Consider the following 26,167-nt stretch of genomic DNA (forward strand, 5'->3'; position numbering starts at 1 on the left):
TCAGGAAGCGCTACTATCCTCAAGGACCATGGTGAGGGCCTTGATGGCCACCTCCAACTGTGAATCATCTGGTTCTCTCGTGGTAAGCCGCTGGAGCCAGAGACCGGGAGCTATCAGCCAGCGAAACCAAGTCGCCCTCTGCAGGGTCCTTCTCCCTGATAATTTGATAAACTCATAGGATATCCCAGCCACCACCGGCAGGAGAATCAACCTGAGCCCGAGGCGGACGAGCAAAGTCCTGGATCCAATAAGGGAAAAAATCAATATCATAACTACCATGACGATCAAGAGGAAGCTGGTCCCGCACCTGGGATGAAGAGTGCTATATTTACGGGCATTCTCCACTGACAACTCCTCTTGCGCCTCATATGTGTATATGACCTTGTGTTCCGCTCCGTGATATTCAAACACTCTCTTTATATCCTTTATCCTGGATACCCCGAAAATGTATAGAAGGAATATCACGATCCTGGAAATTCCCTCACTAGCGCTGGTTCCTATGGGCCCCGCACCAAGGCGCTGAACTCCTGCGGCAATGAAGTTCGGGAGTATGACAAAGAGCCCTACGAACAGGGCAAACGCGCCAATCATGGCGGCCGTCGTCTCCCAGGGCTTGAGCTTCATGTCCTCTTCTTCTCCGGCAAACTCATTTGCAGAATACATGAGGGCCTGAATCCCAATGACCAGAGATTCTATCAGCACCACCACGCCGCGAATGATGGGCAGCCGGAGGAATCTGTTCTTGGCCAGCGAAGAATTCAAGGGACGTTTCATGACGGTTATTTCACCGTTCCCTTTCCTTACCGCGACAGCTATATGATCTCTGCCCCTCATCATAACGCCCTCGATCACTGCCTGCCCACCATACTGGAAATCCTGTCTCAACGGCCACCCCCCCTAATTGGCAAAGACAGAGCAACCGAGCTTATCCCCCGGGCTCTGTCCTAAAGGTTCAAGTCGAGTACCAGCGATTGCAGCGGTAGGCTCAGGCAATCCCGTGCCGCTTCTTGAAGCGCTCCACTCGTCCACCTGTGTCTACGATGCGCTGCTTGCCGGTAAACATCGGATGGCACTTGGAGCATATCTCAACCTTGAGGTCCTTCTTGGTAGATCCGACTTCAAATCTCTCCCCGCATGCGCAGGTGATAGTAGTAATATAAAACTTTGGATGGATATCCTTCTTCAACTAGCTCACCCTCACTTCCCCGCCCTGATGCCCCTGTTTCCCAATGTCAGGAGACCTAGCTCACAACGCATGGAGTCCAGCTCATGACCCGGGGTGGCGGTTATATTTTTCGTATCTCCAGCAGATTCTCTAGCTCCCTTACGGGGCATACGGCACGTATTATAGCACATTTTGGCCCGGCATTCAAATCCCGCGGCAGCAAATCCAGCAAATGCAACAAATTCTGCCGAGGCTATTGACACTCCCCGAATCGCCTGATATACTTCTGAATAATATCATTCCATAGTCAGAAAGGCAATGAAAGGGCCAGTAGGCCTGGCGAAGGGATATAGAGAGCTGCGGATGGTGGAAAGCAGCGCCACTGCCAGGTTCGAATCTCCCCCTGGAGCTGCGGGCTGAAAGATCCCGGGTCGGTTCCGGATTCAGTAGGTCTTGCCGGGTGATTCCACGAAGGCGGTCACAGGTTGGAAGCTCCAAATAGTGATCGGTCCGAGGGATATCCGTTATAGATCAGAGATAGCGCGATCTTCTCTATACTGTCATGTTTCTTCATCATGATCACCTATGATGCTGTTTATCTCCGGCTTCTTAGAGAAAGGCGCTATGAATTTGGGGTGGTACCACGGAGATTTTTCCGTCCCCGGACGTTCCAAGGGTGAACGTGCGGGGACGTTTTTTTATAACTACATTACTCACCACATGATACTAAGGAGGGAGAAGAATGAGGACAAGTGGCGCAGCAGCGTTGATAGAAAGCCTCTTGGAACAGAAAGTAGATGTTGTCTTTGGATATCCTGGTGGGGCGGTTCTGGCCCTATATGATGTTCTCCTTGATAGCCCAATACGCCATATACTTACAAGACATGAACAGGGTGCCGCCCATGCAGCTGACGGGTATGCAAGAGCAACGGGCAAGCCTGGTGTCGTAATGGCCACATCTGGTCCAGGAGCGACAAATCTGGTAACAGGCCTGACCAATGCCTATATGGATTCCATACCAATTGTGGCCATCACCGGGCAGGTCGCAACCACGATGATAGGGAAAGACTCCTTTCAGGAGGCAGATATTACTGGGATAACGATCCCTATAACCAAACACAACTATTTGGTCAAGGATGCCAGAGATATTCCGAGGATAGTAAAGGAGGCTTTCCATATAGCAACTACAGGGAGGCCTGGACCTGTGCTGATAGACCTCCCCAAGGATGTTTCTGCGGCTCAAATAAGGCCGTCACATCCGAAAGAGATCAGTCTCCCTGGCTATAAGCCCACATATGATGGTCATGCCATGCAGATCCAGCGTGTGGCCAAGGCGATCGAGGAGGCGTCAAGGCCTCTTCTCTACGTGGGTGGAGGCGTCATAACATCCGGAGCGCATGAAGAGCTTCGCGCTCTTGCTGAATTGGCAGACATCCCTGTTACAATGACATTAATGGGTCTAGGGGCTTTTCCTGCCACCCATGAGCTTTCCCTTGGGATGCTGGGAATGCATGGGACAAAAGCCGCAAACTATTCGGTGTGCGAATGCGACCTGCTCATCGCCGTAGGGGCTCGATTCGATGATCGCGTCACTGGCAAGGTGGAGGCATTCGCTCCAAAGGCCCGGGTAGTTCATATAGACATTGATCCAGCCGAGATAGGCAAAAACTTCCACGTGGATATTCCAGTCGTGGGAGATGCAAAAAGGGTACTCAAGGCGCTTCTTCCGCTTGTCAAGAGGAAATCCCATCCTGAATGGAAAGCTCTAATAAGTGAATGGAAAACCCGTTATCCTTTAACTTATAAGAAAGACGGGAAACTTCGGCCTCAGATGATCATAGAAGCCATAAATGAACTGGTAGACGGTAAAGCCATAATTACCACCGAGGTTGGCCAGAATCAAATGTGGGCCGCCCAGATCATCAAGCCAATCCATCCGCGAACATTCATCTCATCGGGTGGGCTAGGTACCATGGGCTTCGGTTTCCCGGCGGCCATAGGTGCCCAGGTGGGATGTCCCGACAAGCTGGTCATAGACATTGCAGGCGATGGCAGTTTCCAGATGAACATTCAGGAACTTGCCACAGCCGTAGGATACAACCTTCCAGTCAAGGTCGTTCTCTTGAATAATGGCTGCCTTGGAATGGTGCGACAGTGGCAGGAGCTCTTTTTCAAACGACGATATTCTCACACCATCATCGCGAAGAGCAACCCAGACTTTGTGAAGCTTGCCGAGGCATATGGCGCACATGGACGCATGGTCACCGAGCCTGATGAAATCCATGATGCTTTGAAGTGGGCTTTTGATTTGGACGGGCCAGTTGTGCTGGACTTCAGGATCGAGCCAGAAGAAAATGTATTCCCAATGGTCCCACCGGATGGGACTCTCAATAACATGCTAGAGGAGGGTGTAAGATGAAACACACTCTGGCAATCCTTGTGCAGAACCGGTCAGGAGTGCTCGCAAGAGTCGCAGGACTCTTCAGTAGAAGAGGATTCAACATAGAGAGCATCGCGGTGGGACGCACAGAGCTTCCCGGGCTATCCAGGATGACCATAGTCTCGGAGGCAGATGACGCCACCCTTGAGCAGATCACAAAGCAGCTTCATAAATTGATCGATGTTGTCAAGATCAGCGATATCACCTCCGATGATTTTGTCGACAGAGAGCTAGCCCTGCTGAAGGTAAGCGCCGACTCGAGGAATCGTTCTGAGATCCTTCAGGTGGTGGAGATCTTCCGGGGCAAAATAGTAGATGTGAGCGAGACGGCCATGATCATCGAGGTCACCGGGGATGAAAATAAGATCGATGCCTTCGTTCAACTGGCAAGACCTTATGGCATCAAGGAGCTGGTGAGGACCGGAAAGATTGCCATGGTGAGGGGGCCCAAGACAACAACTGTGGAAACAAAATAATAAGATCCAGGAGGGAAAAGTAATGGCGAAGATCTATTACGATAGTGATGCAAATATCGAAGTGCTGAAAGGAAAGAAAATTGCCATCATAGGCTATGGGAGCCAGGGGCATGCCCAGGCGCAAAACCTAAGAGATAGCGGGCTTGACGTAATAGTAAGCAATAGAAAAGGCTCGGCTAATTGGAAAAAGGCAGTGGCAGATGGTTTTAATCCTGTATCGGCAAGCGAAGCGGCTCAACAGGCGGACATCATTCAAATACTGGTGCCAGATGAACTGCAACGAGACCTCTACCGGAATGAGATAGCTCCCTATCTAACTGAGGGCAAGGCACTTGGCTTCTCCCATGGTTTCAACATTCATTTTGGTCAGATCGTCCCGCCGGAAAATGTGGATGTATTCATGGTCGCGCCCAAGAGCCCCGGTCATCTCCTCCGAAGGATGTACGAAAATGGTGTAGGAGTCCCGTCATTGGTGGCAGTCTATCAAGATCATACTGGCAAGGCTATGGATATAGCTCTGGCCTATGCGAAGGGAATTGGTTCGACCAGGGCAGGAGTCATCGAGACCACCTTTAAGGAAGAAACTGAGACCGACCTATTTGGAGAGCAGGCAGTCCTGTGTGGTGGCTGCACAGAATTGGTTCGGGCGGGTTTTGACACCCTCGTGGAGGCAGGTTACCAGCCCGAGATCGCATATTTCGAATGTTTGCATGAGTTGAAACTGATCGTTGACCTCATGTATGAAGGCGGCATAAGCTGGATGAGATACTCTATCAGCGATACGGCCGAATACGGTGACATGACAGCGGGCAAGCGTATAATCACTCAGGAGACCCGTAAGGAAATGAAGAGAATCCTGGAGGATATACAGACAGGCAAATTCGCGAAAGAATGGATTCTCGAAAACCAGGCCGGCCGTCCAGTCTATAATGCTATGAAGAAAAAAGAGCAGAACCATCTTATTGAGATAGTGGGTAAGAAGCTCCGCGACATGATGCCCTGGATCAAGAAGAGTAAGTAATCTGGGGCGGATATGCCGTCTTGTCCTGCCGGGAGTATGACGGAGGCGGCGTAGCCGGGGATGGTGATGCCGCCCCGTCCGTGGGTGGCGAGTTTCTGGTCATCTCAAATCGCTGGTGACGAGTTTTCAAGCAGGTCCCGCGTGGAAGTGGCTTAGAATTCGTCAGCTTAGACCGAGGATGACAAGATTATAGGCAGGTCCCCCGCAGAAGTGACTGAAAATCCGTCAGCTTCCTCACCAGGGTGGCGACATTTCCGTCAGGTCGGGGATATCTTGGCAAATTCTGGGTTGATCTCACCTTGAGGTGGCTGAAATTCAGGCAGGTTTTGCTCAAATGTGGTCAAGATTTCGCCAGCCCCTGGTTCAGGGTGGCGAATTTCTCGCTACTTTGCTCCCAAATTGGAAGATTATAGGTTGCAATCATCCATAAAGAGGAACTTTATGGAATACATTGGCTGGAGGTGGCGAGAATTTGGCCAGTTTGGACGCGGAGGTGGCTGGAGTCTCGTCAGCCTCTACTTTCAAATGGCGAAAATCCTACCACCTACCCTTGAGTCGGAAAATTATAAGGTACGGTCATCCATAATAAGGAATTTTATAGGATATATTGGCTAGAGCCGGCGATATTCTGGCCCCTCTGAACGTGGAACCTGGACTAGAATCCTGCTAGTCTCTGCTCTAAGGTAAGGTGGCGAGAGTCTTGGCTATCTTGTAGACGGAGCACCGGTCCTATAACACCTGGAAAACGATCAATGAACGGGGGAGGTCCTGTGCAGGCAATCAGAGAACACAATATGTGATTAATGGGAAAATCGGCTCGGGGTGTGGCTGTTGAATTACGTCCTATGACAGAACAAGATTGGGATTTGCCTCTCAGCTGGAATCAAGACCAAGCTTATACATCTTTAGCCGCGCCAAATCCAGCGATTCAGCCGCCAAAGAAAGGGCGGGTGCTCTGCGGTCCGTCTTAGCCAACAGTTCAACACCCGCCTGGGGACGGCCCAGCTGATATTGCACAAGATTCGAGCATCATCGGTCTCCGGAAAATCGCCTGAGTATTTCTCTTGCCACGATGACGCCTGAGATGGAGGCCTGCATGAGACCTCTCGTGACCCCAGCTCCATCACCTGCGCTGAAAAGTCCCTTGATCTGTGTCTCGAGGACATTGCTCAGGCTAAGGCGGGAGGAATAGAACTTTACCTCCACGCCGTAAAGGAGAGTGTTGCGGGAATAGACGCCCGGCGCCAAAGAGTCAAGGGCCCGGAGCATTTCCAGTATATCTATGAGATGGCGGTAAGGGAAAACAAGGCTCAAGTCGCCGGGCGTTGCATCCTCAAGAGTAGGGTTTACCGTCCCCTTACGGATCCTTTCATGAGTTGATCGCCTGCCCGATATGAGATCTCCAAGTCTCTGTACAATGACCCCGCCGCCCAAAAGGTTAGCTAGACCCGCCACGTATTTGCCATAAGCTATGGGTTCCTTGAAGGGCTCCGTGAATGTCTTGCTCACAAGCAGAGCGAAGTTTGTATTTGATGTCTTCCTGTGCGCATGGCTGTGCCCGTTGACTGTTATGAGGCCGTCGCTGCTTTCTGTCACGACCTCTCCATAAGGACACATGCAAAAAGTCCGGACCTTATCATCAAAAGATCTGGAATGGTAAATGAGTTTCGCTTCGTACGTTACATCTGTAAGAGGCTCCATTACGATGGCAGGTAATTCAACACGGACGCCTATGTCTACAGGATTGATGGCCATTTGGAGCCCAAGGCCCTTGGCTTGAGAGGCGAGCCACTGTGCCCCTTCTCTCCCCGGAGCCACAACCACGTATCTGCCGGGGATAAATCTCCCGTCCTGGATTTCTACTCCCCTTACCTCTCCGTCCTTTGCCACAACCCTGGAAGCAGCCACGCCAAGCCGGATGTCAACCCTACTCTCGAGATGATGCTGCATCCGTTTGAGAATCTCCTTGGTGCGGCCGGTGCCAAGATGCCTGACTTTTGAAGGGATGAGACGCAATTCTGCAAGCGTAGCCTTTCGCGCGAGCTCGCTTACAGCCTCGCTGTCTTCTCCATAAACCTGCTCCGGCGCCCCAAATCTCAGATATATATCATCAACATAACGAATCAAGGCTGAAAGCTCGGAGCTGGAAATGTACGAATCCAGCATTCCCCCAACTTCCGGGGAGAGCGTCAGCTTCCCGTCGCTGAAGGCCCCTGCCCCGCCCCAACCGGATACTACCCTGCATGGTGAACATCGTCTGCAACTGGTTCCCGGATGTTCTTGCGAGATACAGACTCTTTCATCCAGGCTCCTCCCCTTTTCAAGAATCAACACCCTCGGGGCAGGACCTGCTTCACCCGCAAGCTCAAGTGCAGCGAAGATGCCTGCAGGGCCCGCGCCGATGATTATGACATCATATGCCTTCGAGTCATTGGCCAAGTTAGATCCCTGCCTTCGTCGAATGTGCCGGCATTGTAAATCTTAATTCCTTGTATTCGGACGGATTGCCCGCCAGGTCTCTGGATCTAATGCGACAATAGTATGTTACACCTGGCTCTAATTCTTCCAGCGTGATGACATGCCAGGTGGTATATTTCCCGTCCCTCGCCTGGCGGGTATATTCACGCGGACGAGTGCCATATTCCACAAGGGAATCAGATTCCTCGTCAGTGAACCAGGATATGGTCGCGCTCCCTCCTTTTATAGAAGCCGGTGACACAGCCTTGATCTTGGGAGGAGTGAGGTCTAGGATGACGGAATCCCCGTAAGCCTGAGAGACATTGCCGGCATTATCCCTAAACCTAACATAGACCCACGTTTCACCTTCCGGGCCGAAAATGGTGAATGGCCTCCTGAAGGAATACTTTTCCCAGGGTCCCCAAGGCATCCCATCCTCCGCAAAGCTCACAGCCTCAACCCCGCTTCCCTCGTCATATGCACGGAGCTCAAGGGTCACGGTGCGGGATGAAGTAACCCCTCTTTCAGCTATGATTTCTATCTGTCCGCGGGGCGGGGAAACGTCCAGGATGATCTCTCCCTGAACAGTCACAGCCCGGCCGGAAACATCAACCAATGAGAAATCTAGCCTCTTCTTTCCATCCCCCGAAGGCAGCCTCACCCACAGGACGGGCCTGTACCATGGGCTCCAGTCGATCCTATCTCCTGATTCGCTTCGGATTCCATATACCCGCCTTGCATTAATCCCCCTGAATACCACTGGGATTACGTTGTGCAAGGAATACCGAGTGCCATTATTGATTATCATATATATTTTTGATGATTGCTCGGATAGCTGGCTCTTGCCCGGCTCATCCTTGGATTTCCCAGTATCAGATGGCGGACTGGACTCGCTGGTTTTTTCTTTCTCAGTAATTGACCTCAGAGTACGCTGAATGACCTCACTGTCCGGCTCGTCCGCCACCTTTAGGGCGGAGCGCAGGAGCTCTATCTCCTTGTCAACCTGCCCCTTTTCCCGATATAGCTTGGCAAGCATGAAATATGCTCTGATAAGGCCCGGATCTCCAGAAATAGCCGCCTTGAGATGCACTTCCGGCTCGATATCCGGCTTGGAGCCAGAATTCTTAGGCCACGGCGACATCAAAATGCTGGCAAGCATATCATGGGCCAGAGTATCTTCAGGGGCGTCCTTCAATATCTGCTTGAGGGCATCCACCGCTTCGGACAGCTTTCCGCTACATGCCAGCAATGATGCCCTGGCACGCCTTATGTAGATCCTTCCACCAAGGGATTTCTCGGCTTCAGATAAATGAGCCGCTGCCCCGTCAAAGTCCATATTCCAGTAGCCTATCATGGCGAGTCCGAAGTGGGCCAATCCCATGCTTCGCTTGGACAACTTCTCTCGCTCAACTGCCTCCTCAAATAAGGCCTTGGCCTGTTCTATCCTACCGTACTGGAAATACGTTGAGGCCAGGGCCACTGCAACATCTCCGCGGGATTGGTCTGACTTTGGCGCCCCAGCATTTTTCAATAGGGAGTAAGCCATCTCAAAAGATTGTGCCGCGGCCCCATAGTCCTTCAAGGCAAACTGGGCCCAGCCCATCCCTACCAGGGCTTCCACATTGCGTGGGTCTTCTGATGCAGCAATCTCATACTCCCGCAAGCACCTCTCAAGAAACCCCTTATCCTTGGGCGACGCTCCTTTCAGAGAATAGCGTGCGACATAATAGGGTTCTGTCCAGAGGCCGATCTGATAATCGATTGCCGACTGGGCCCCTGATTTGTCGAAATAGCTCTCAGCGAGGCCTAAATGTGTTTGAGCGCGTACATGCGAACAAAGTAGGACCAGGAAAGCAAGGCATATCCCCGCCAGCACAAGGATACCCTTACCCTGACCTGACCGGATGAATATGATTCGAGACATCAGCTGAGTATCACCCCCATCTATGGATAGATCCTGTTGAGCAAACGAGGAAAGGGAATAGTCTCCCTGACATGATCCAGCCCGCAAATCCATGCCACGGTTCTTTCTATACCCAGACCAAATCCTGAATGTGGAACCGAACCATACCTGCGGAGATCCAGATACCAGGAATAAGCATGTTCTGGCAGTTTATTGTCCTTGATCCTCTCCGCCAGGAGCTCAGGATCATCAATTCTCTGTCCTCCGCCTATTATCTCTCCATATCCTTCAGGCGCCAGAAGGTCAGCGCAGAGCGCGACCTCAGGCCTTGCCGGATCCGGTTTCATATAAAAGGCCTTGCATTCCACAGGATACCGGTGTACAAAAACGGGCCTCTTGAATTCATTGGAGATAATGGTCTCATCCTGCCCACCGAAATCGTTGCCCCATTTGAAATCCACACCGTGGCGCCTGAGAATGCCGGCTGCCTCATCATACGTGATCTTCGGGAAAGGAGGCTTTATATCCTCCAGCAGCGAGATATCTCTCCCTAGAAGAGCGAGCTCGGCCTTTCTCTTATCCAAGATTCGCTGCACAAGGAAGGAAATGAGCTCCTCCTGGAGTTCCATGCTCTCATCCAGTTCCGTGTAAGCCATCTCTGGCTCCAGCATCCAGAATTCTATGAGGTGTCGGCGCGTCTTGGATTTCTCTGCCCTAAAGGTTGGTCCAAAGCAATATACTTTCCCGAGAGCCATGGCCCCAGCTTCCATATAAAGCTGCCCACTTTGCGTAAGATAGGCCTTAGTGTCAAAATAATCCGTCTCAAAGAGAGTGGTGGTTCCCTCACAGGCAGATGGCGTAAGAATTGGCGCGTCGAGGAGAACGAATCCCTTATCGTCAAGGAAATCCCTGGCTGCCTTGACAAGATCACTACGTATCTTAAGAATAGCCGCCTGCCTCGGCGAACGAATCCATAGATGACGATGATCTAACAAGAAGTCGATCCCGTGTTCCTTGAGCGCTATCGGGTAAGGTTCGGCAATTTGCACGACTTCGAGATCTCTGAGGGCAAGTTCATATCCGCCTGGCGCTCGCCTGTCGCTACGCACCGTGCCACGAATGATGACAGAAGATTCCTGGGTCAACCTGTCAGCCAAATCATATAGCCCGTCATCGACCTCCCCTTTCACGAGCACTGACTGGACAATACCGCTGCCATCCCGGATTTGCAAAAACTGGATCTTGCCGCTGGATCTCCTGTTATATAACCACCCGCGAATTTCCACGTCTTCTCCTTCATGTGCTCCGAGATCGCTTATATGAACGCGTTTCACAGAATTCGGCGCGGTAGACCTCCGGGTTCGCCAGGAGGAACGCGCCTCGCCCCCTTCCTCTTTAGTCAGGTTAATCCAGACAGTGCTATTATACCACTCCATATCATGGCATAAAAAGGCCGTCCCCCGTAATATCTATCGGTTACAGGGAACGGCAGCATCTCCAGCCGATCTTCACTTCATGATCCCGACATTTTACCTCTTCGGAATAGGCCTGAGGCTACGGCTTATGTAAAATGTTCCGGGATAGCTCATCTCAAACTGGTGTGTTACGGCGTAATACCCCGGCACCACCAGGACTATCTCATGATCCCCAAGGGGCACATCTCTGATGAACAACGGCGTATACCCCTTTTCCTGGCCATCCAGGAACACACGCGCGCCTGATGGTGAGGAGGTCACATTGATCGCGCCCCGCGGTGCCGGAGGTGGCGGTGGAGGCGGGGGTGTAATAGCCGGTGGCCAGGCGCTATTTCCGCCTACATAGAAGTAAGTTGAATCACTTACCCACGACGAACTTGGAACCACATTGATCCTGGCCTTTATCTCTTTTTCAATGATCTCCGCCTGTGCCTCTATCCGCGGCGCAAATTGGCCGGATTTGAGGGAACGTTCCAGATATGGCATGTCCAGGGGCCGAGTAGAGGCAAAGATGTAGAGATGCTCCACTCCAGGAGGACCGCCCACTGTCAGCTCATACGGGCCCTCTGGCAATGTCCTGGTCTGGTTGGCCCTGATGTAGTTGTTTCCCCACCACACACTTGGTAGAAGCCAGCGATACACACCGGCGGGGTCTACATCCAGGATGTAGACATAACAGTCCCTCGTGGCCCGGAAGGATATCCTGACGTTTTCCCCTGGGTAATAGGTGCTGCCCTCGCCTCGATCCACCCAAATATTCGTAGAGAAAACCGGCATAGGGTTGACGAAAAGCTTGAGCTTTGGCTCATCTGCCCGACCGGCAACCGGGACAAGCACCAATACGAGAAGCATGGCCACGGCCATCAGCCAGCGCACTTTGGCAAGTCTCACTCATATCACTCCTTTCTACCGAAATCACTACATCGCATTCTAATGCACCCATGCCTTGATATCAAAGAGCCTCGTGCTCGACATGAGATACATTGGCCTGCCTATATAATATTCGTGACCGAGGTCCCAATACTGTCTCATTTCACCATATGATCCTATTTGCCCCAGCGGAGGTCAGAGAGTCATCAATACCCGTTCTGATAAAAGAGGGCTGATCTACCAACGACTCACCAGTAATCCTGAGTTTCGGTATCAGTCAGGCTGTAGTTGGGCGCTTCCTGAGTAATGACCACATCGTGCGGGTGACTCTCTCGAAGGCCTGCGTTGGTTATTCTGATGAATCGCGCCTTTGTCTGCAATTCCTCGATATTTCGCGCGCCGCAGTAACCCATTCCTGCTTTGAGTCCCCCTACCAATTGAAAGATCGTGTCCGCAAGGGGACCTTTATACGGCACCCGCCCTTCAATTCCTTCTGGCACTAATTTCTCAGCATTCTCCTGGAAATAACGGTCACGCGAGCCTTCCTTCATGGCGCCAATGGATCCCATGCCCCTATAGACTTTGAAACTGCGTCCCTTATAGATCACCCTTTCGCCAGGGCTTTCCTCCGTCCCAGCGAGGAGGTTTCCGATCATGACGCAGTTTGCGCCGGCCGCCAGGGCCTTTGTTATATCACCGGAATATTTGATCCCGCCATCCGCTATCACCGGAATTCCATATTTGGAGGCCTCCTTGGCACACCAGGAGATGGCTGTAATCTGCGGCACCCCGATACCGGCAACGACACGGGTCGTGCATATGGACCCGGGCCCAACACCAACTTTGACAGCAGACGCCCCTGCTTCTATAAGGGACCGTGTCGCTTCTGCAGTCGCCACATTGCCAGCGATGATCTCCGCATCAGGGAAAAGTTCCTTGACCTTGCGTACAGTCTCCACAACACCCTTTGAATGACCGTGGGCCGTATCTACCACCAGGACATCGACTCCAGCCTTGACCAGCGCCTTTGCTCTCTCAAAGGTGTCTCTTCCGACACCGATGGCGGCTCCCACTCTCAGCCTTCCCTTCGCATCCTTGGCAGCATTCGGGTATTGGATGGCCTTCTGGATATCCTTGATGGTGATCAGCCCCTTCAGCATAAAGTTCTCATCTACCAGAGGAAGCTTTTCGATTTTGTGTTTTTGTAGTATGGCCTTCGCTTCCTCGATGGTAGTCCCGACAGGTGCCGTTATGAGGTTTTCCTTTGTCATTACATTTTCGATGGGCTGGTCGAAATTCGTCTCAAATCTCAAATCACGGTTTGTGAGTATCCCCACCAATTTCCCATTGTCTGTGATCGGGACCCCAGAGATCCGATACCGCTCCATTATGGCCAAAGCTTCCCGTATCGTATTGTGTGGCGAAAGGTAGATCGGATCCACAATTATCCCATGCTCTGACCTCTTTACCTTATCCACCTCAGAGGTCTGCTTTTCAATGGACATATTCTTGTGAATGACCCCAAGCCCCCCCTCCCTGGCAATGGCGATAGCGAGGCGAGCTTCAGTGACCGTGTCCATAGCCGCGCTCAATACCGGGATATTCAATTTGATGTTTCTCGTAAGATAGGTGCTTATATCTACTTCTCTAGGTATCACTTCTGATTCATTGGGGATGAGCAAAACATCGTCAAAAGTGAGACCCAAAGGCAATTCATTCTGCGCTCCTGCACTGTCCTGATTTCTATGACTATAATTCATCGAATAAACCTCCCTGCCGCCCTTATTAGTCCCATGATAGCAGACAGGTTATCCAAACTCAAGGGTGACAAGGACATTCTGTCGATTAAAAAGGAGAAGGCCCGGCTCCCTCGGACCTCCTCCATATGCGTGGGGCGGAGATATCTTATTATTTAAATTCCTTCAAGATGTTTGGAACCTCGTCAGGCTTTACTCGTCCGTATACATTGTCCCCAATCATCATGACCGGAGCGAGCCCACATGCTCCAAGGCATCTTACTACTTCGAGGCTGAATTTCCCATCTGATGTTGTCCCATTGACCTCGACCTGTAATTCTTTCTTCAGAGCTGATAATATCTCAGAAGCGCCGCGCACATAGCAGGCTGTCCCAAGACAGACGGCTATCTTGTGTTTTCCACGTGGCTGTAAAGTAAAGAAAGAATAAAATGTGGCGACTCCATATATTTCTGCCGGCGAGATCCCGAGAGATTCCGCCACCCTGAGCTGGACATCCTCCGATAGGCAACCGAATAGCTCTTGAGCCTCATGCAATATAGGTATAAGTGCCCCCCTCTTGCCTCGATGCCTCTCAATTATCTGATCAAGCTTCATCCATCTATCATCTGTGAGCGTTCCGCCACATTTGCATGTCGCAGTTGACATAACCGATCATCCTTTCATCGCATGCAGCCAACAATATACACTGCCATTGTATCTAATACCAGACCGCCGGACCTTATGCCCCAGCCACATAGCCCGCTAGAACGGCCAGCTCCTGCGCCGCCGCACGGCCGCGGGCGACATATGAAGTATGGAGCAGCCTGTGAGCTATTTCACTGCCAGGCTCACCCAGGAATTCCTCGTATATCTTGCGCACAGCCATGTTATCATGGGATTTCCGGACAGCCTTGCCTATATCCTCACGATAGAGAACCGAAGCCCTCTTCTGAGCGATATCCGCATCAAGTGAAGCAGGCTGGCCTCCTCCCATTATGCAGCCCCCAGGGCAAGCCATTACCTCTACAAAATGATAGCGATCGCCGCTGGATCTTAGACTCTCGAGGAACTTTCCTGCATTGCCCAGGCCATGGACAACGGCGACTCTCACTCTAGCGGAACCGACCAATATTTCTGCTTCCTTCACGCCCGCAAATCCTCTGACCTGAGTAAAGTCAATGGCATCTAGGGTCTTCTTTGTGACCATTTCATAGACAGTCCTGAGAGCCGCTTCCATTACGCCGCCCGTTACCCCAAAGATGGTGCCGGCACCTGAAGACTCACCCAAAGGCGAGTCGAAATCGTCATCTTCGAGATTTACAAAATCTATTCCCGCTAGTCGTATCATCTTGGCCAACTCACGTGTAGTGAGCACGGCATCTACATCCCTGACGCCAGAGGCGTTCATTTCCGGACGTCTAGCTTCATATTTCTTAGCGGTGCATGGCATGACCGAGACGCTGAAGATTTCCTCGGGCTTGAGCCCTTTCAACCTGGCGTAATACGACTTGATCACCGCCCCCATCATCTGTTGAGGGGACTTACATGTAGAGATGTGATCCAGAAATTCCGGATGAAATGTCTCACAATACTTGATCCATCCCGGACTACAAGAAGTGAGGAGCGGCAAATCGTGACCTGACTTCAGCCTTTCGAGAAATTCATGACCTTCCTCCATGATGGTGAGATCAGCCGCAAACTGGGTGTCAAATACAGCGTCGAATCCCAAAAGGTGAAGCGCCCTGGCAAGCTTGCCGGTAACAGAAGTCCCGGCTGGAAGTCCAAATTCCTCACCCAGCGCTGCCCGCACGGCAGGGGCGACCTGGACAACAGTCTTCAGATTTCGATTATCGAGAGCATGCCAAACAGCCTCTGTCTCATCTTGTTCAACTATCGCGCCGACCGGGCAGACCTTTGAACACTGACCGCAATTGACACAGTCGCTCTCTCCTATCCCATGTTCGAATGAAGGAGTAATGAGGGTCCGGCGCCCGCGATACGCGAAACTTATGGCGCCTATGCCCTGGATATCTCTGCACATGGTCACACAACGACCGCAGAGGATGCACTTATCAGAGTCACGTAGTATTGAAACGCTAGATGTATCAGGTTTATGGTGCGGCTTCTGCGCCCTGAATCTTACTTCCTTCACACCCAGCCGGCGGGCCAGCGCCTGCAATTCGCATTTTCCATTCTTGTCGCAGCTGAGACAATCCTGTGGATGAGTGGAAATCAGAAGCTCCACCACCATCCGTCTGGCATCCCTGACCTGGGGAGAGTTGGTCCTTACAACCATTCCCTCGGCTACAGGATAGACACAGGATGCCACAAGGCTCTTTGCCCCTTCAACTTCAACGACGCATACTCTGCATGCTCCTGAAGGCCCTACCGCCGGATGGTAGCAAAGGGTAGGGATATCGATGCCGGCCTCTCTGGCAGCCTCAAGTATGGTGCTCCCCTTTTCAACTTCTATTTCTCGACCATCTATAGTCAATTTGATCTTCGCCATTTACTCTTCCTCCCGTCTCTGTCCAGCCGTTTTGCTTAGACCTTCCAACTTAGTGCCGCGCAATGGCCTGGAACCTGCACTCTTTCATGCAGGCGCCGCATTTGATGCAGCGGTCCTGATTGATCACTAGCGGCATACGGCGGGACTTCGCGGCGCCAGCTGAGCCTGTGTCAGCCTTGGAACCAACGCCCACACTCACCAATTCAGCCTCAGGAACCTCTTCTATGGCGTTTACCGGGCACTGTCTCCGGCATAGGCCGCACCGCTTGCATTTATCTTGAATGATCTCATAGCGCACCAGAGCGCTGCACACCCCGGCAGGGCATTTCTTATCCCTGATGTGAGCCTCATATTCATTACGGAAGTACCTGATGGTGCTCAGCACTGGATTCGGCGCTGTCTGGCCGAGTCCGCAAAGGGCGGTGTTCTTCACAGTCTTGGCAAGGTTTTCGAGGAGCTCTATATCCCCCTCACGACCGTTGCCTTCAGTGATGCGGGTCAAGATATCAAGCATCGCCCTGGTCCCTTCCCGACAAGGGATGCATTTCCCACAAGATTCGTCTTGCGTAAACTGCAAGAAGAACTTTGCTATGTCTACCATGCAAGTTCCCTCGTCCATGACGATGAGTCCACCAGATCCCATCATTGCCCCTAGCTTGATGAGGGTATCGTATTCCATGGGCGTATCTAGAAATTCTGCTGGAATACATCCACCTGAAGGACCTCCGGTTTGAGCCGCCTTGAATTTCTTTCCTCCGAGGATGCCGCCGCCGATATCGTAGACAATTTCCCGCAAGGTAGTGCCCATGGGCACTTCAACTAGCCCTGTGTTGGCGATCTTGCCGGCAAGGGCGAACACCTTAGTCCCCTTGCTTCTTTCTGTCCCAATGCCTGCGAACCACTCCCACCCATTGAGAATTATGGCAGGTATATTTGCGTAAGTTTCAACATTATTGATCAGCGTGGGCTTGCCCCATAGCCCTTCATTTGCAGGGAAAGGCGGCCTTGGACGAGGCATTCCGCGTTTGCCTTCGATAGATTGCAGCAAGGCAGTCTCCTCACCGCATACAAAAGCCCCAGCTCCTACCCTTATCTCTACATCAAAGTCAAAACCCGTCCCGAATATGTCCTTTCCTAATAGCCCATAGTCACGAGCCTGCTTGATCGCTACCTTCAGTCTCTGTATCGCCAGCGGATATTCGGCTCTTACATATATATAGCCCTGGCTCGAACCAATGGCTCTTCCTGCTATCGCCATAGCCTCCAACACATTATGTGGATCGCCTTCAAGAACGCTCCTGTCCATGAATGCTCCCGGGTCGCCTTCGTCTGCATTACACACTACATACTTAGGTCTCCCAGTAGCTTTAGCGCAAAATTCCCATTTGAGACCTGTGGGGAATCCCCCGCCGCCACGGCCCCTGAGACCCGACTTCTTGACGATATCGATGACTTCCTCAGGGGTCATTTCCGTCAGCACACGAGCAAGAGCCTCGTAACCATCACGCGCGATATACTCCTCGATATTCTCCGGATCGATGATCCCACAATTCCTGAGCACGACTTTCCGCTGCTTCGTGAAAAATCCGATTTCATCCAGTTGTGGTATGGCCTCATGGTTTGACGCGCGATACATCAATCGTTCCACAGGCCTTCCCTTGAGGAGGTGTTCCTCCACGATATCCTTCACGTCCTCGGGGCGGACTTTCCTATAGAATACGCCTTCAGGATAAATGACCATGACCGGGCCTAGATCGCATGATCCTATGCAACCCGTGACAACCACGCATATTTCCTCTTCAAGCCCTTGATTGGCGATCTCAGTTCTGAGCGCGTTTTCCACAGCCTTACACCCTGAGGACACGCACCCGGCCCCACCGCAGACCAGGACATGTGCCCTGTAAAATTTCTCCATATAAAATATTCCTCCCTAACCCACGGCCGCCCGAGCTTGAGTCAATATGTCGTTCACTATCTGTCGAGCATTATCAGGAGTCACACCCGAATACGTCTCGACATGGCGTCCTGGGATGATGATGTCTAGTACAGGCGGCCTAAGGCCGAACCCGGTAAAGTGCGTCTGCGTCACCCGGCAATCATATACGCGCCTGGATTTCAGCTCATCAAGAATCGCAAGGAGCACATCCCTGGCCCCAGCAGCTATGCCCTCAGTGCCCATATGAACAATGAAGGTGACCCTGGGGGATTTATCAACAACTCTCGGGTTAAGCTGTTGTATGGCTCCCTGCCTTATCCGCTCTAGATCTGATAAGGAACGCATATTATCGCCGCCTTGCTCAATTCTCATTGAATCTTTCATCCATTCGGGCCTCTCTGATTTCTCGCTCTAATCGTTCGGCCCTGGCAAACCATTCTATATTGGGTTCCAGGCAATCATAGCGAGCCTGGATTCTGGCATAGCCTTCATCAGCGGACGAACCGCCTGAGAGTTTTTTCCTCGCCGATATTTCTAAGACCTTGATTTCCTGCGACATGGTCATCCCTCCCTGTCGCTGATCAGATGATTGCATAGGATGTGCCAACCTGACCGGCAAGCCAAATGAAAGCAGATTTGCGAAAAATGGCGAAATAAAAGGGATCTGCATAAGATCCTCCCAGGTCTCACACAGATCCCCTTCTTCCCCAATTCAAATTATCGGACAGGAACCCATCTCGGGTTCATTTTTTTGAATATCTATCCAAGACTTTGGACGCCATCGCCTCTTTCCCTAATGCCAAGCCGCTTCATCTTCTCACTCAATGTAGTCTTCTTGATACCCAAACGTTCAGCAGCCCTGGCCTGAATCCACCCAGTCTCCTCGAGGGCAGAGAGTATCAATCTCCTTTCAAACTCGAGGACGGCCTCTTTGAAGGGGAGTTCCTTGCTAGTATCAACCCCAAGACCAGGCTTCGCGTCGCCTGCCGCGTCCTCCTGGGCAGGAGTCTCTCCCTCTGCCGTGGCTTTTCGGACTGCCTCAGGCAGATCCTTGAGCTCAATGGTGGCGCCTTCCCCCAGGATCATGGCCCTCTCTACAGCATTCTCAAGTTCCCGCACATTTCCTGGCCATTTATAGGCCATGAGGGCAGCCATTGCTTCTTCTGAAAACCTTGTTGGCCCCCTGCCCGTCCTCTGCCATATCTTCCCGGCGAAGTATTTAGCCAGAACTGGGATATCATCCACCCGCTCTCTGAGCGGTGGAAGGCTTATAGTAATCACGTTCAACCGGTAATACAAGTCTTCCCTGAAAGCCCCTTTCGCAATGGCTCCCTCTAGGTCCTTGTTTGTCGCGACAATAACCCTTACGTCCACCTTGTGGGGAGTAGTCTCACCCACACGCAGAAATTCCCGATCCTGTAGAAACCTGAGCAGCTTTGCCTGAAATGCGATGCTGGTATCTCCGATTTCATCCAGGAATATTGTGCCGGAATCAGCCTCTTCCAAAAGCCCGCGCTTGGAGGTGGTGGCACCAGTAAATGCGCCTTTAGCATGACCAAAGAGTTCAGACTCCAGGAGGGTCTCAGGCAAAGCAGCACAGTTGATGCTCAAGTATGGCTTATCTGCCCTATGGCTGGCCTCATGAATCGCCCGTGCGACCAAATCCTTGCCTGTACCGCTTTCACCACGTATCAAGACATTGCTGTCCGACTTCGCTACCTTCTCTATCAGTGCATAAACCTGCTGCATCTTTTCACTGTTGCCGATCAATTTGGCTGATCTGCCCCGTACAGCGCGCAATTCATCACGAAGCCTGCGATTTTCAGCCAGGATCCTCCTCTGATCGAGGGCCTTTCTGATGACAACTTTGATCTCGTCAATTTTAAAAGGCTTAGGTAAATAGTCGAAGGCTCCCTTCTTCATGGCCTCAACAGCGCTCTCAACCGTAGAAAAGCCGGTGATCATTATGAGCGTAGTATCAGGAGAAATCTGCTTTACTCTTTCCAGGAGCTTCATGCCATCTATGCCTGGCATCATGAGATCTGTCACTACGACATCGAATTCCTCCTGCGAAATCCGGTTTAGCGCATCCTCGCCGGATGTGCTGGAGCTAATATCATATCCTTCCTCCTTGAGGACTATCTCCAAAAAATCACACATCTTGGGTTCATCATCAACCACGAGTATCTTCTCTCCAGCCAAGATTTTTCACCCCACACGGGCACCTTCTTCGCGAGTCCATACACTTCCCTCAAGCCCAGCGCCGGTGGCGCCACGACCCCGATCTCAACCAGCAGATAGCGGGAGTCTCACGATAAATGTGGTGCCCTTGCCTAATTTGCTCGCAACGGAAATGCTGCCCCCATATTTCTGCACTATGCCATAGCTTACAGAAAGCCCAAGGCCCGTTCCCTTTCCGACTTCCTTCGTGGTAAAGAACGGATCAAATATCCGGGTAAGATTTTCCCCTGGTATACCGCATCCTGTATCTTGAAATTCAATTGATACCTGGGGACCGCCAGAGCCTGACCTGCTATCTGCCGTGCTGCTGGCAACCCGGAGGTACCCGCCGGAAGGCATGGCCTGTATTGCGTTCAAGACGATATTTAGAAATAACTGCTCGAGTTCGCCTGCATCTGCTATCACTACAGGCTCAGAATCACATAAGTGCATCTCAAGCGCTATTCCTCTATAAGCCATTTGCCTCTCCACCAGCGCAAGGGTGCGTCTGACACATTCGTTTACACTGCAATGATCAGATGAAATCTTAGAAGGCCTTGCGAACCTCAGTAAGTTTCGGACGATTTCCGCTATACGGTCAACCTCCTCAGAAACCATCTTGAGTTTCTCCGTTGCCCCTTGCACACCCAATGCCTTTAGTTCCCTGAGGAGAAGCTCGGTATAACCAGAAATGATTGTAAGGGGAGTATTGATCTCATGAGCGACGCCTGCCGCCATCTGTCCCAGGGCTGAGAGTTTATCCGCCTGGCGAAGCTGGTTTTCAAGCTTTATCCTCTCGGTCACATCTTCCGTGATTATCACGGCCCCATGCTTCGTTCCGGATCCATTCCGTAAGGGATAGATCTTTATATTGACAGTGATTGACTCTCCATTGAAATCATAATTATGGTTGGCTAGCTGGGCAGGCTCGCCGCTCTCGATGGTATTTCTGAGGATTTTCATGAACTCTTCTGTGCCCAGCTTGGGCAAGGCAAGGTCCAGGGGGGAATTGAGCACCGGACCCCTGCCCTGGCTCAACTTCGTGACTCTACCGCCGGCATCATTGAATGTCGTTATGACGCAGTTGGAATCCACCACAATGATGCCCTCCGCTATGCTATCCACAATGTTTTTATTGTAATCCTTGAGCGCGGCAAGTTCCTCATTTGTCTTCTCAAGCTCGCTGATGAGGTACGGCAGGCACATCTTGTTTTCAGCCAGTCCTCTGAACACAGCGATTGCCTTTTCACGGCAGGTAGGATAGCCACACGCGCCGCAATTTAGCTCATCTTCTGGACGGGTCTTGCCCAATTCAGCCAGGATCTCGCGGATCTGCAATTCAGTCGGATGCTGCAGCTTGACACTCTGATCGCGGAAGCTTCTCCTGGCGTCAATTTCTGGGAAGTCCCCCTGAGAAATATATCCGGGGCTAGAAATAGTAGATTTATCTCTCTGCCTGACAAAATCTACAACAATCTTTCGCCTTGCATGCCCGACCAGAGGGGTTGTCATTATAGGGCCATTGATGCACCCCTCACAAAAGAGCATATCTACGAATTCCGGGTCTATTTTCTTTTTCGACATCAATTCAAGAAACTCAAGGCAATTATCCTTACCCTCGACTACTACGATATCGTTCTCAAGGATATCGGCTTGAATGGCGGCGCTTTTCAATAGCCCCCCGGAAATCGGATAAAGACGGCCAAGCCTCGGATGAAAAGCATCAGGCGGTTCCGGCGAAAGCCTATCCAAACGGATGCCACATTGATCCAAAAGCTGCCGAAATTCACGGAAAGTCAGCGCTAGATCTACGGCCCCAGATACGCTATAATCCCCGACCTCGCTCTTTTTTGCGACACAGGGGCCTACGAAGACCACCGGCGTATCCTGGCCCCACAGGGCACGGATCATCTTGCCGGTGGCTATCATAGGAGATACTATCGGAGCGAGCCGTGGTATGAGGTTGGGGAAACGCTTTTGCACCAGGTTGACCACAGCCGGACATGGCGTGGCGATGGTCCCGCGGGAGCGAGGCGACTCTCCCAGGAATTTGATGTATTCCTGAGTCACCCTTTCTGCTCCCCAGGCAACTTCCACCACCCGAGGAAAACCCAAGAGGTGTCCGGCAGCCACCACGACACCCGGATCATGATTCGAGAATTCGGCTACAAATGACGGGGCCAGAATCAGCACAGCCCTGCCGGTCGAGGCCAGACGGAGAGCAGCATCCCTATCATCCTGTATATATTTCGCGTCTTGGGAACAGACCCTCACACAATGGCCACAAGAAATACAGAATTCATCTACCACTTTGGCCTGGCCGTTCTCAACCTTTATGGCCTTAACAGGGCAATTCCTGACGCAGGAATAACATCTCCTGCATCTTCCCTCAATAGTAGAAACGACACCCACGGCTTCTCCTCCCCTATCGTCAATTCTACATCCTGGACTGAATTTGGGCAACGGGGTTCGTCCTCAGGAGTGCCCTGAGTCCTGAGGGGCACGTGTGGCAGTTTCGTCGCATAAAAGTCACATTTGTCTCGTTCGCAGGAGGGACATTGTTCTGGTGCGTCGAACACATTAAATATGTTCTTCATTATATAGCACGTCGAAGACAAAAGAATGACTGGAAAATGGGCTATACATGTCAGCGCGGCATCACGGGGACACAGGAATAATGACCGAAAATGTGCCATCGCAGGTTCTTTGCTTCAGATATGAGGATAGGGCGATTCAGCATGCTATAGAATAGCCGAGGGAGTGAGACATTGTCCATGGATATGAAGCCACTTCTCCTGGGAATCGATGTAGGAACGACGCACATCAAAGCCGTCATTTTCGATGAGTTCGGGAAAGAACTAGCAAAGTCGGTGTTGGACACTCCATATTCATCCAATGATCAGGGATGGGTAACATGGGATCCTGAAAGTATATGGGGTAAGGTCGCGGAAGCGATCCGCGGCGCCACAGGGGGACTAGATATCCAACCGGGCCAGATCGTGGGGATCTGCGCCGCGAGCGTGGGAGAATCAGGCGTACCTCTTGATCGCCATGGCCAGCCGCTGTATCCGATAATTGCATGGTTTGACCCCAGGACTATGCCGCAGGCACGCTGGTGGGATGAAAATATCGGGAAGGCCAGGACTGCGGCAATTACAGGTTTGCCAATAAAGCCCATGTATACAGCCACGAAAATCCTCTGGCTCTTAGAGAATGTTGAGTCTATGAGGGAAAAGCTCGCAACATGGTTACCAGTATGTAGTTATGTGGCTTACAGATTCACCGGAAACTATGCCATAGACTATTCTCAAGCCTCTAGGACGATGCTCTTCGACCAGGCGCGGGCGTGCTGGTCTAATGAATTACTAGAGCTCTCAGGAATACCTCCAAAGATACTTCCTCAGGCAGTCCCCGGCGGGACCCTCGTTGGACATATCACGCCACAGGCATCGGAGCAAACTGGCATAACCGCAGGCACTCCGGTTTTCATCGGAGGACATGATCATGTATGCGGAGCATTGGCAGTTGGGGTCATCACGCCGGGGAAAGTGCTTGATTCCTGTGGGACTGCGGAGAGCGTCTTATTCCCCATCACTGATACGTCTCTCGCAAGCGCCATATGCAGCAGCGGGTTCACCTTTGGCCACCATGTGATCAAGAACATGCACTATGCGCTGGGCGGGGTGCCTGCCTCAGGCGGCGCTGTGGAATGGTTCATTCGGGAATTCAGTGGAGGCCGTCAAACCTATGAGGATGTAATCCGGATCGCAAGTCAATCTCCTCCTGGCGCGCATGGAGCGCTATTTATCTCGAGGATCCGAGGCAGCGGTCCTCCAACCACTGACCAGCAGGCAACCGGAGCATTTGTGAGAGTCCAATCTCATGCGACCATATCAGATTTCGCCCGGGCAGTCATAGAAGGATCATGTTTTGAGCTCAAATTAGGCATCGAAGCTCTGCAAAAGGCCGCGGGGATGCCGATTCCCAGTCTCATCGCCATCGGCGGCGGCGCGAAGAATGCCTTCTGGATCTCCATCAAGGCAACGGTATTGAATGTGCCCATAATGCTTCCCGAAGTAACAGAGGCAACGGCGCAGGGGGCAGCAATCCTCGCCGGGATCGGGGCCGGGGTCTACAGGGATGAACAAGATGCTGTGCAAAAGACGCTTCGCATAAGAGAAACCATTATGCCGGATGAGTCATTGGTCCCACATTACCAAAAGAGCTTCGCTCTCTATTCTGAAATCGCCGATGCCCTTTACCAGATAGACCGGAAGTCCTCAGGTAGCTGAGCGACCCTGTGCCGTAATTAAGCAGGCTTACGCCACAATTCTACGGCCACGCGCGACGATTGAGTGGCATTGCGCTGCGCTATTCTGAGAGCAGCCGATCGATATTTTCATCCTTCGATGGCACCGATATGTTTGACTATTGTGATTCCAGTGTTATTATTCGCACGGTTCAGCCGCGCGTACAAAGAACACCTATCTTTCTGCTCAATATCACCGTATTGCTGCAAAGCGACGGGCTAATAGAGCTACAGTAGCTGTTGGACACACGATTTTGATCATAGTGTATCACATTTTGAAAACTTGAGGATCCCTTGAGATAACCACGAAGGCCCAAACCATCCCCGGTCAGCCTTCCCTCCCCATGGGGCCGCAAAGGCGGTTCCAAACCCAAGGATCAACAGGATAGATACAAATAACAGTAAGGGAATTCCTTTCTTAAACATAGTTTTTCACCCCCTTTCTATTAAGTATAGTAACGAGAGTTCCCCACGGAAAGTTCCAGACAAAGAGGGATAGTCCTCACCCTGCTTCCTCATAATAAGGGCCATTTATGCTGCCGGAGCAGGATAAAGGCGAGAGCATCATAGGAGCTTGCATGGTATGGTGCGAGCTTCTCGTCGAGTTCGCCGGGGAGGAACTCCGCATCCCTGCCCACTGGAACCAGTGTCACAGACCGCGATCTTCTAAATGATTAACCAAATTTTCTTTATTTTTCATGACCCCAAAGAAGGAGTTTATTCTAAAATTATAGAATCAATATATTCTGATATGGCACGGTGGGGTGAAAGTAACTCAGTGACCGCATCTAGATCCCCAAGGAGGTGTATATTAAATGGTTCTGCGTCTCTTAAAGGTCATTTTGATTGCTACGCTGGTCGGTGTGCTTTCAGTCTACTACGTTATCCCTGCATGGGCGGACGAAGGTCAGGAAGCGACTCAGGAAGGGGAACAGGCAACGGAGGAGCAGGCCCTTGAGGAAGAAGCAATTGAAGAGGGGGCTCCGGCTGAAGAAGGACTTATCAAGGAAGAAGAGGTAACAGCAGAGGAAGAGGCCTCTGATGAGCAGGCCGAGAAAGAGACCGCATCTGAACTTGAGAAAGAAGAAACCGTTCCTGAGGAGGAGATAACCGTTGAGCAGGAGGAGATAGCCCCGGAGGAACCAACTGAGGAAGAGACAGCAATAGGGGAAGAGGCCCCCGAGGAGGAAGTCACGGTAGAAGAAGCTACTCCTGAATCTGAGGAGACCATAGAGGAAGGAGTTCCTGAGGAAGAGGAGGCTATCACAGAGGAATCCATCCCCGAAGAAGAGATGACCGGTGAGCAAGAGGAGGTAGTCCCGGAGGAGGCGACTGAAGGACAGGAAGTAATATCGGAGGAAGAGTTCCCCGAGGAGCAGATCGAGGAAGGGGTCGCACCCGAATCTGAGGAAAAGGAAGCTATTATAGAGGAAACTCCTGAGAAACAGGAAGCCATCGGAGAGGAAGCCGCTCCTGAAGAGGAAATAGCAGTTGAGGAGGAGAGTTCGGCGGAAGAGGAGCAAGCCGAGGAAGGGACCGTGACGCAGGAGGAAGCGCCCGAGGAGCAGGAGGTTGTGGTCGAACAATAGCGGGGCTTCAAATTGAAGGTTAAGACGGAATTGTAAAGTGTCTCCCGAAATACAAACCCG

21 protein-coding genes and 1 pseudogene are annotated in these 26,167 nt (G+C 51.7%); 6 read left to right on the forward strand and 16 right to left on the reverse strand.

From position 1 onward, the window contains the following. From HPY52_02815 to HPY52_02825, 3 genes are all read right to left on the reverse strand, one after another. Entirely contained in the window at positions 1-885 is an 885-nt protein-coding gene (locus HPY52_02815; protein NPV79199.1) for a DUF1385 domain-containing protein, read from the reverse strand. Between the two features lie 100 nt (positions 886-985). Further along, complete coding sequence (gene rpmE, locus HPY52_02820) at positions 986-1,186, reverse strand: 50S ribosomal protein L31 (protein ID NPV79200.1); 201 nt, start codon at positions 1,184-1,186, stop codon at positions 986-988. Between the two features lie 11 nt (positions 1,187-1,197). After that, positions 1,198-1,428, reverse strand: coding sequence for a hypothetical protein (locus HPY52_02825; GenBank protein ID NPV79201.1), 231 nt, complete (start codon positions 1,426-1,428; stop codon positions 1,198-1,200). 479 nt (positions 1,429-1,907) lie between these two features. Between HPY52_02825 and ilvB the strand changes: the two genes are divergently transcribed. From ilvB to ilvC, 3 genes are read left to right on the forward strand one after another with little or no spacing between them, the layout of a single operon-like run. After that, the gene (ilvB, locus tag HPY52_02830; protein NPV79202.1) at positions 1,908-3,584 is read left to right on the forward strand and encodes a biosynthetic-type acetolactate synthase large subunit; all 1,677 of its coding nucleotides are present in this window, start codon (positions 1,908-1,910) and stop codon (positions 3,582-3,584) included. After that, complete coding sequence (gene ilvN, locus HPY52_02835; GenBank protein NPV79203.1) at positions 3,581-4,081, forward strand: acetolactate synthase small subunit; 501 nt, start codon at positions 3,581-3,583, stop codon at positions 4,079-4,081. Before ilvB ends, ilvN begins: the two co-directional genes overlap by 4 nt. A 22-nt stretch (positions 4,082-4,103) precedes the next feature. Then, complete coding sequence (ilvC, locus tag HPY52_02840) at positions 4,104-5,102, forward strand: ketol-acid reductoisomerase (protein NPV79204.1); 999 nt, start codon at positions 4,104-4,106, stop codon at positions 5,100-5,102. Positions 5,103-6,131: 1,029 nt separating this feature from the next. On the opposite strand, the gene HPY52_02845 is transcribed toward ilvC, so the two are convergent. From HPY52_02845 to HPY52_02900, 12 genes are all read right to left on the reverse strand, one after another. Further along, positions 6,132-7,541 (reverse strand): NAD(P)/FAD-dependent oxidoreductase, encoded by a 1,410-nt coding sequence (locus HPY52_02845; protein NPV79205.1) that lies wholly within the window; start codon positions 7,539-7,541, stop codon positions 6,132-6,134. Position 7,542: 1 nt separating this feature from the next. After that, positions 7,543-9,483: a tetratricopeptide repeat protein gene (locus HPY52_02850; protein ID NPV79206.1), complete on the reverse strand. Its 1,941-nt coding sequence runs from the start codon at positions 9,481-9,483 to the stop codon at positions 7,543-7,545. 20 nt (positions 9,484-9,503) lie between these two features. Next, complete coding sequence (gene asnS / locus HPY52_02855) at positions 9,504-10,898, reverse strand: asparagine--tRNA ligase (GenBank protein NPV79207.1); 1,395 nt, start codon at positions 10,896-10,898, stop codon at positions 9,504-9,506. 93 nt (positions 10,899-10,991) lie between these two features. Then, on the reverse strand, positions 10,992-11,828 hold the full coding sequence (locus tag HPY52_02860; protein NPV79208.1) for a DUF4384 domain-containing protein: 837 nt from the start codon (positions 11,826-11,828) through the stop codon (positions 10,992-10,994). Positions 11,829-12,055: 227 nt separating this feature from the next. Further along, positions 12,056-13,567, reverse strand: a complete 1,512-nt coding sequence (gene guaB, locus HPY52_02865; GenBank protein ID NPV79209.1) for an IMP dehydrogenase — start codon at positions 13,565-13,567, stop codon at positions 12,056-12,058. 148 nt (positions 13,568-13,715) lie between these two features. Continuing rightward, a complete protein-coding gene (nuoE, locus tag HPY52_02870; GenBank protein NPV79210.1) occupies positions 13,716-14,210 on the reverse strand; it encodes an NADH-quinone oxidoreductase subunit NuoE in 495 nt (164 codons plus the stop codon). Positions 14,211-14,283: 73 nt separating this feature from the next. Continuing rightward, a complete protein-coding gene (locus HPY52_02875) occupies positions 14,284-16,053 on the reverse strand; it encodes a 2Fe-2S iron-sulfur cluster binding domain-containing protein (GenBank protein NPV79211.1) in 1,770 nt (589 codons plus the stop codon). 49 nt (positions 16,054-16,102) lie between these two features. After that, a complete protein-coding gene (nuoF, locus tag HPY52_02880; protein NPV79212.1) occupies positions 16,103-17,968 on the reverse strand; it encodes an NADH-quinone oxidoreductase subunit NuoF in 1,866 nt (621 codons plus the stop codon). A gap of 15 nt (positions 17,969-17,983) precedes the next feature. Then, a complete protein-coding gene (locus HPY52_02885) occupies positions 17,984-18,373 on the reverse strand; it encodes a (2Fe-2S) ferredoxin domain-containing protein (protein ID NPV79213.1) in 390 nt (129 codons plus the stop codon). Beyond that, the gene (locus HPY52_02890) at positions 18,351-18,548 is read right to left on the reverse strand and encodes a hypothetical protein (protein ID NPV79214.1); all 198 of its coding nucleotides are present in this window, start codon (positions 18,546-18,548) and stop codon (positions 18,351-18,353) included. Before HPY52_02890 ends, HPY52_02885 begins: the two co-directional genes overlap by 23 nt. 200 nt (positions 18,549-18,748) lie before the next feature. Beyond that, the gene (locus HPY52_02895; protein NPV79215.1) at positions 18,749-20,149 is read right to left on the reverse strand and encodes a sigma-54-dependent Fis family transcriptional regulator; all 1,401 of its coding nucleotides are present in this window, start codon (positions 20,147-20,149) and stop codon (positions 18,749-18,751) included. Positions 20,150-20,275: 126 nt separating this feature from the next. After that, a complete protein-coding gene (locus tag HPY52_02900; GenBank protein NPV79216.1) occupies positions 20,276-22,621 on the reverse strand; it encodes a PAS domain-containing protein in 2,346 nt (781 codons plus the stop codon). A gap of 362 nt (positions 22,622-22,983) precedes the next feature. Between HPY52_02900 and HPY52_02905 the strand changes: the two genes are divergently transcribed. Both HPY52_02905 and HPY52_02910 read left to right on the forward strand, forming a co-directional pair. Next, positions 22,984-24,501 carry a hypothetical protein gene (locus HPY52_02905; GenBank protein NPV79217.1) on the forward strand — a complete coding sequence of 506 codons (1,518 nt, stop codon included), beginning with the start codon at positions 22,984-22,986 and terminating at the stop codon, positions 24,499-24,501. Positions 24,502-24,670: 169 nt separating this feature from the next. Beyond that, a pseudogene (locus tag HPY52_02910) lies at positions 24,671-24,799 on the forward strand (IS110 family transposase). Here the strand turns inward: HPY52_02910 and HPY52_02915 are convergent. Continuing rightward, a complete protein-coding gene (locus HPY52_02915; protein ID NPV79218.1) occupies positions 24,777-24,944 on the reverse strand; it encodes a hypothetical protein in 168 nt (55 codons plus the stop codon). The pseudogene HPY52_02910 and the gene HPY52_02915 sit on opposite strands and share 23 nt — an antisense overlap. A gap of 389 nt (positions 24,945-25,333) precedes the next feature. Here HPY52_02915 and HPY52_02920 point away from each other — a divergent pair, with 389 nt between their 5' ends. Further along, the gene (locus HPY52_02920; GenBank protein ID NPV79219.1) at positions 25,334-26,107 is read left to right on the forward strand and encodes a hypothetical protein; all 774 of its coding nucleotides are present in this window, start codon (positions 25,334-25,336) and stop codon (positions 26,105-26,107) included. The last annotated feature ends 60 nt before the right edge of the window (positions 26,108-26,167 follow it).

This window comes from Bacillota bacterium (assembly GCA_013178415.1).
Classification (GTDB): Bacteria; Bacillota; SHA-98; order Ch115; family Ch115; genus Ch115.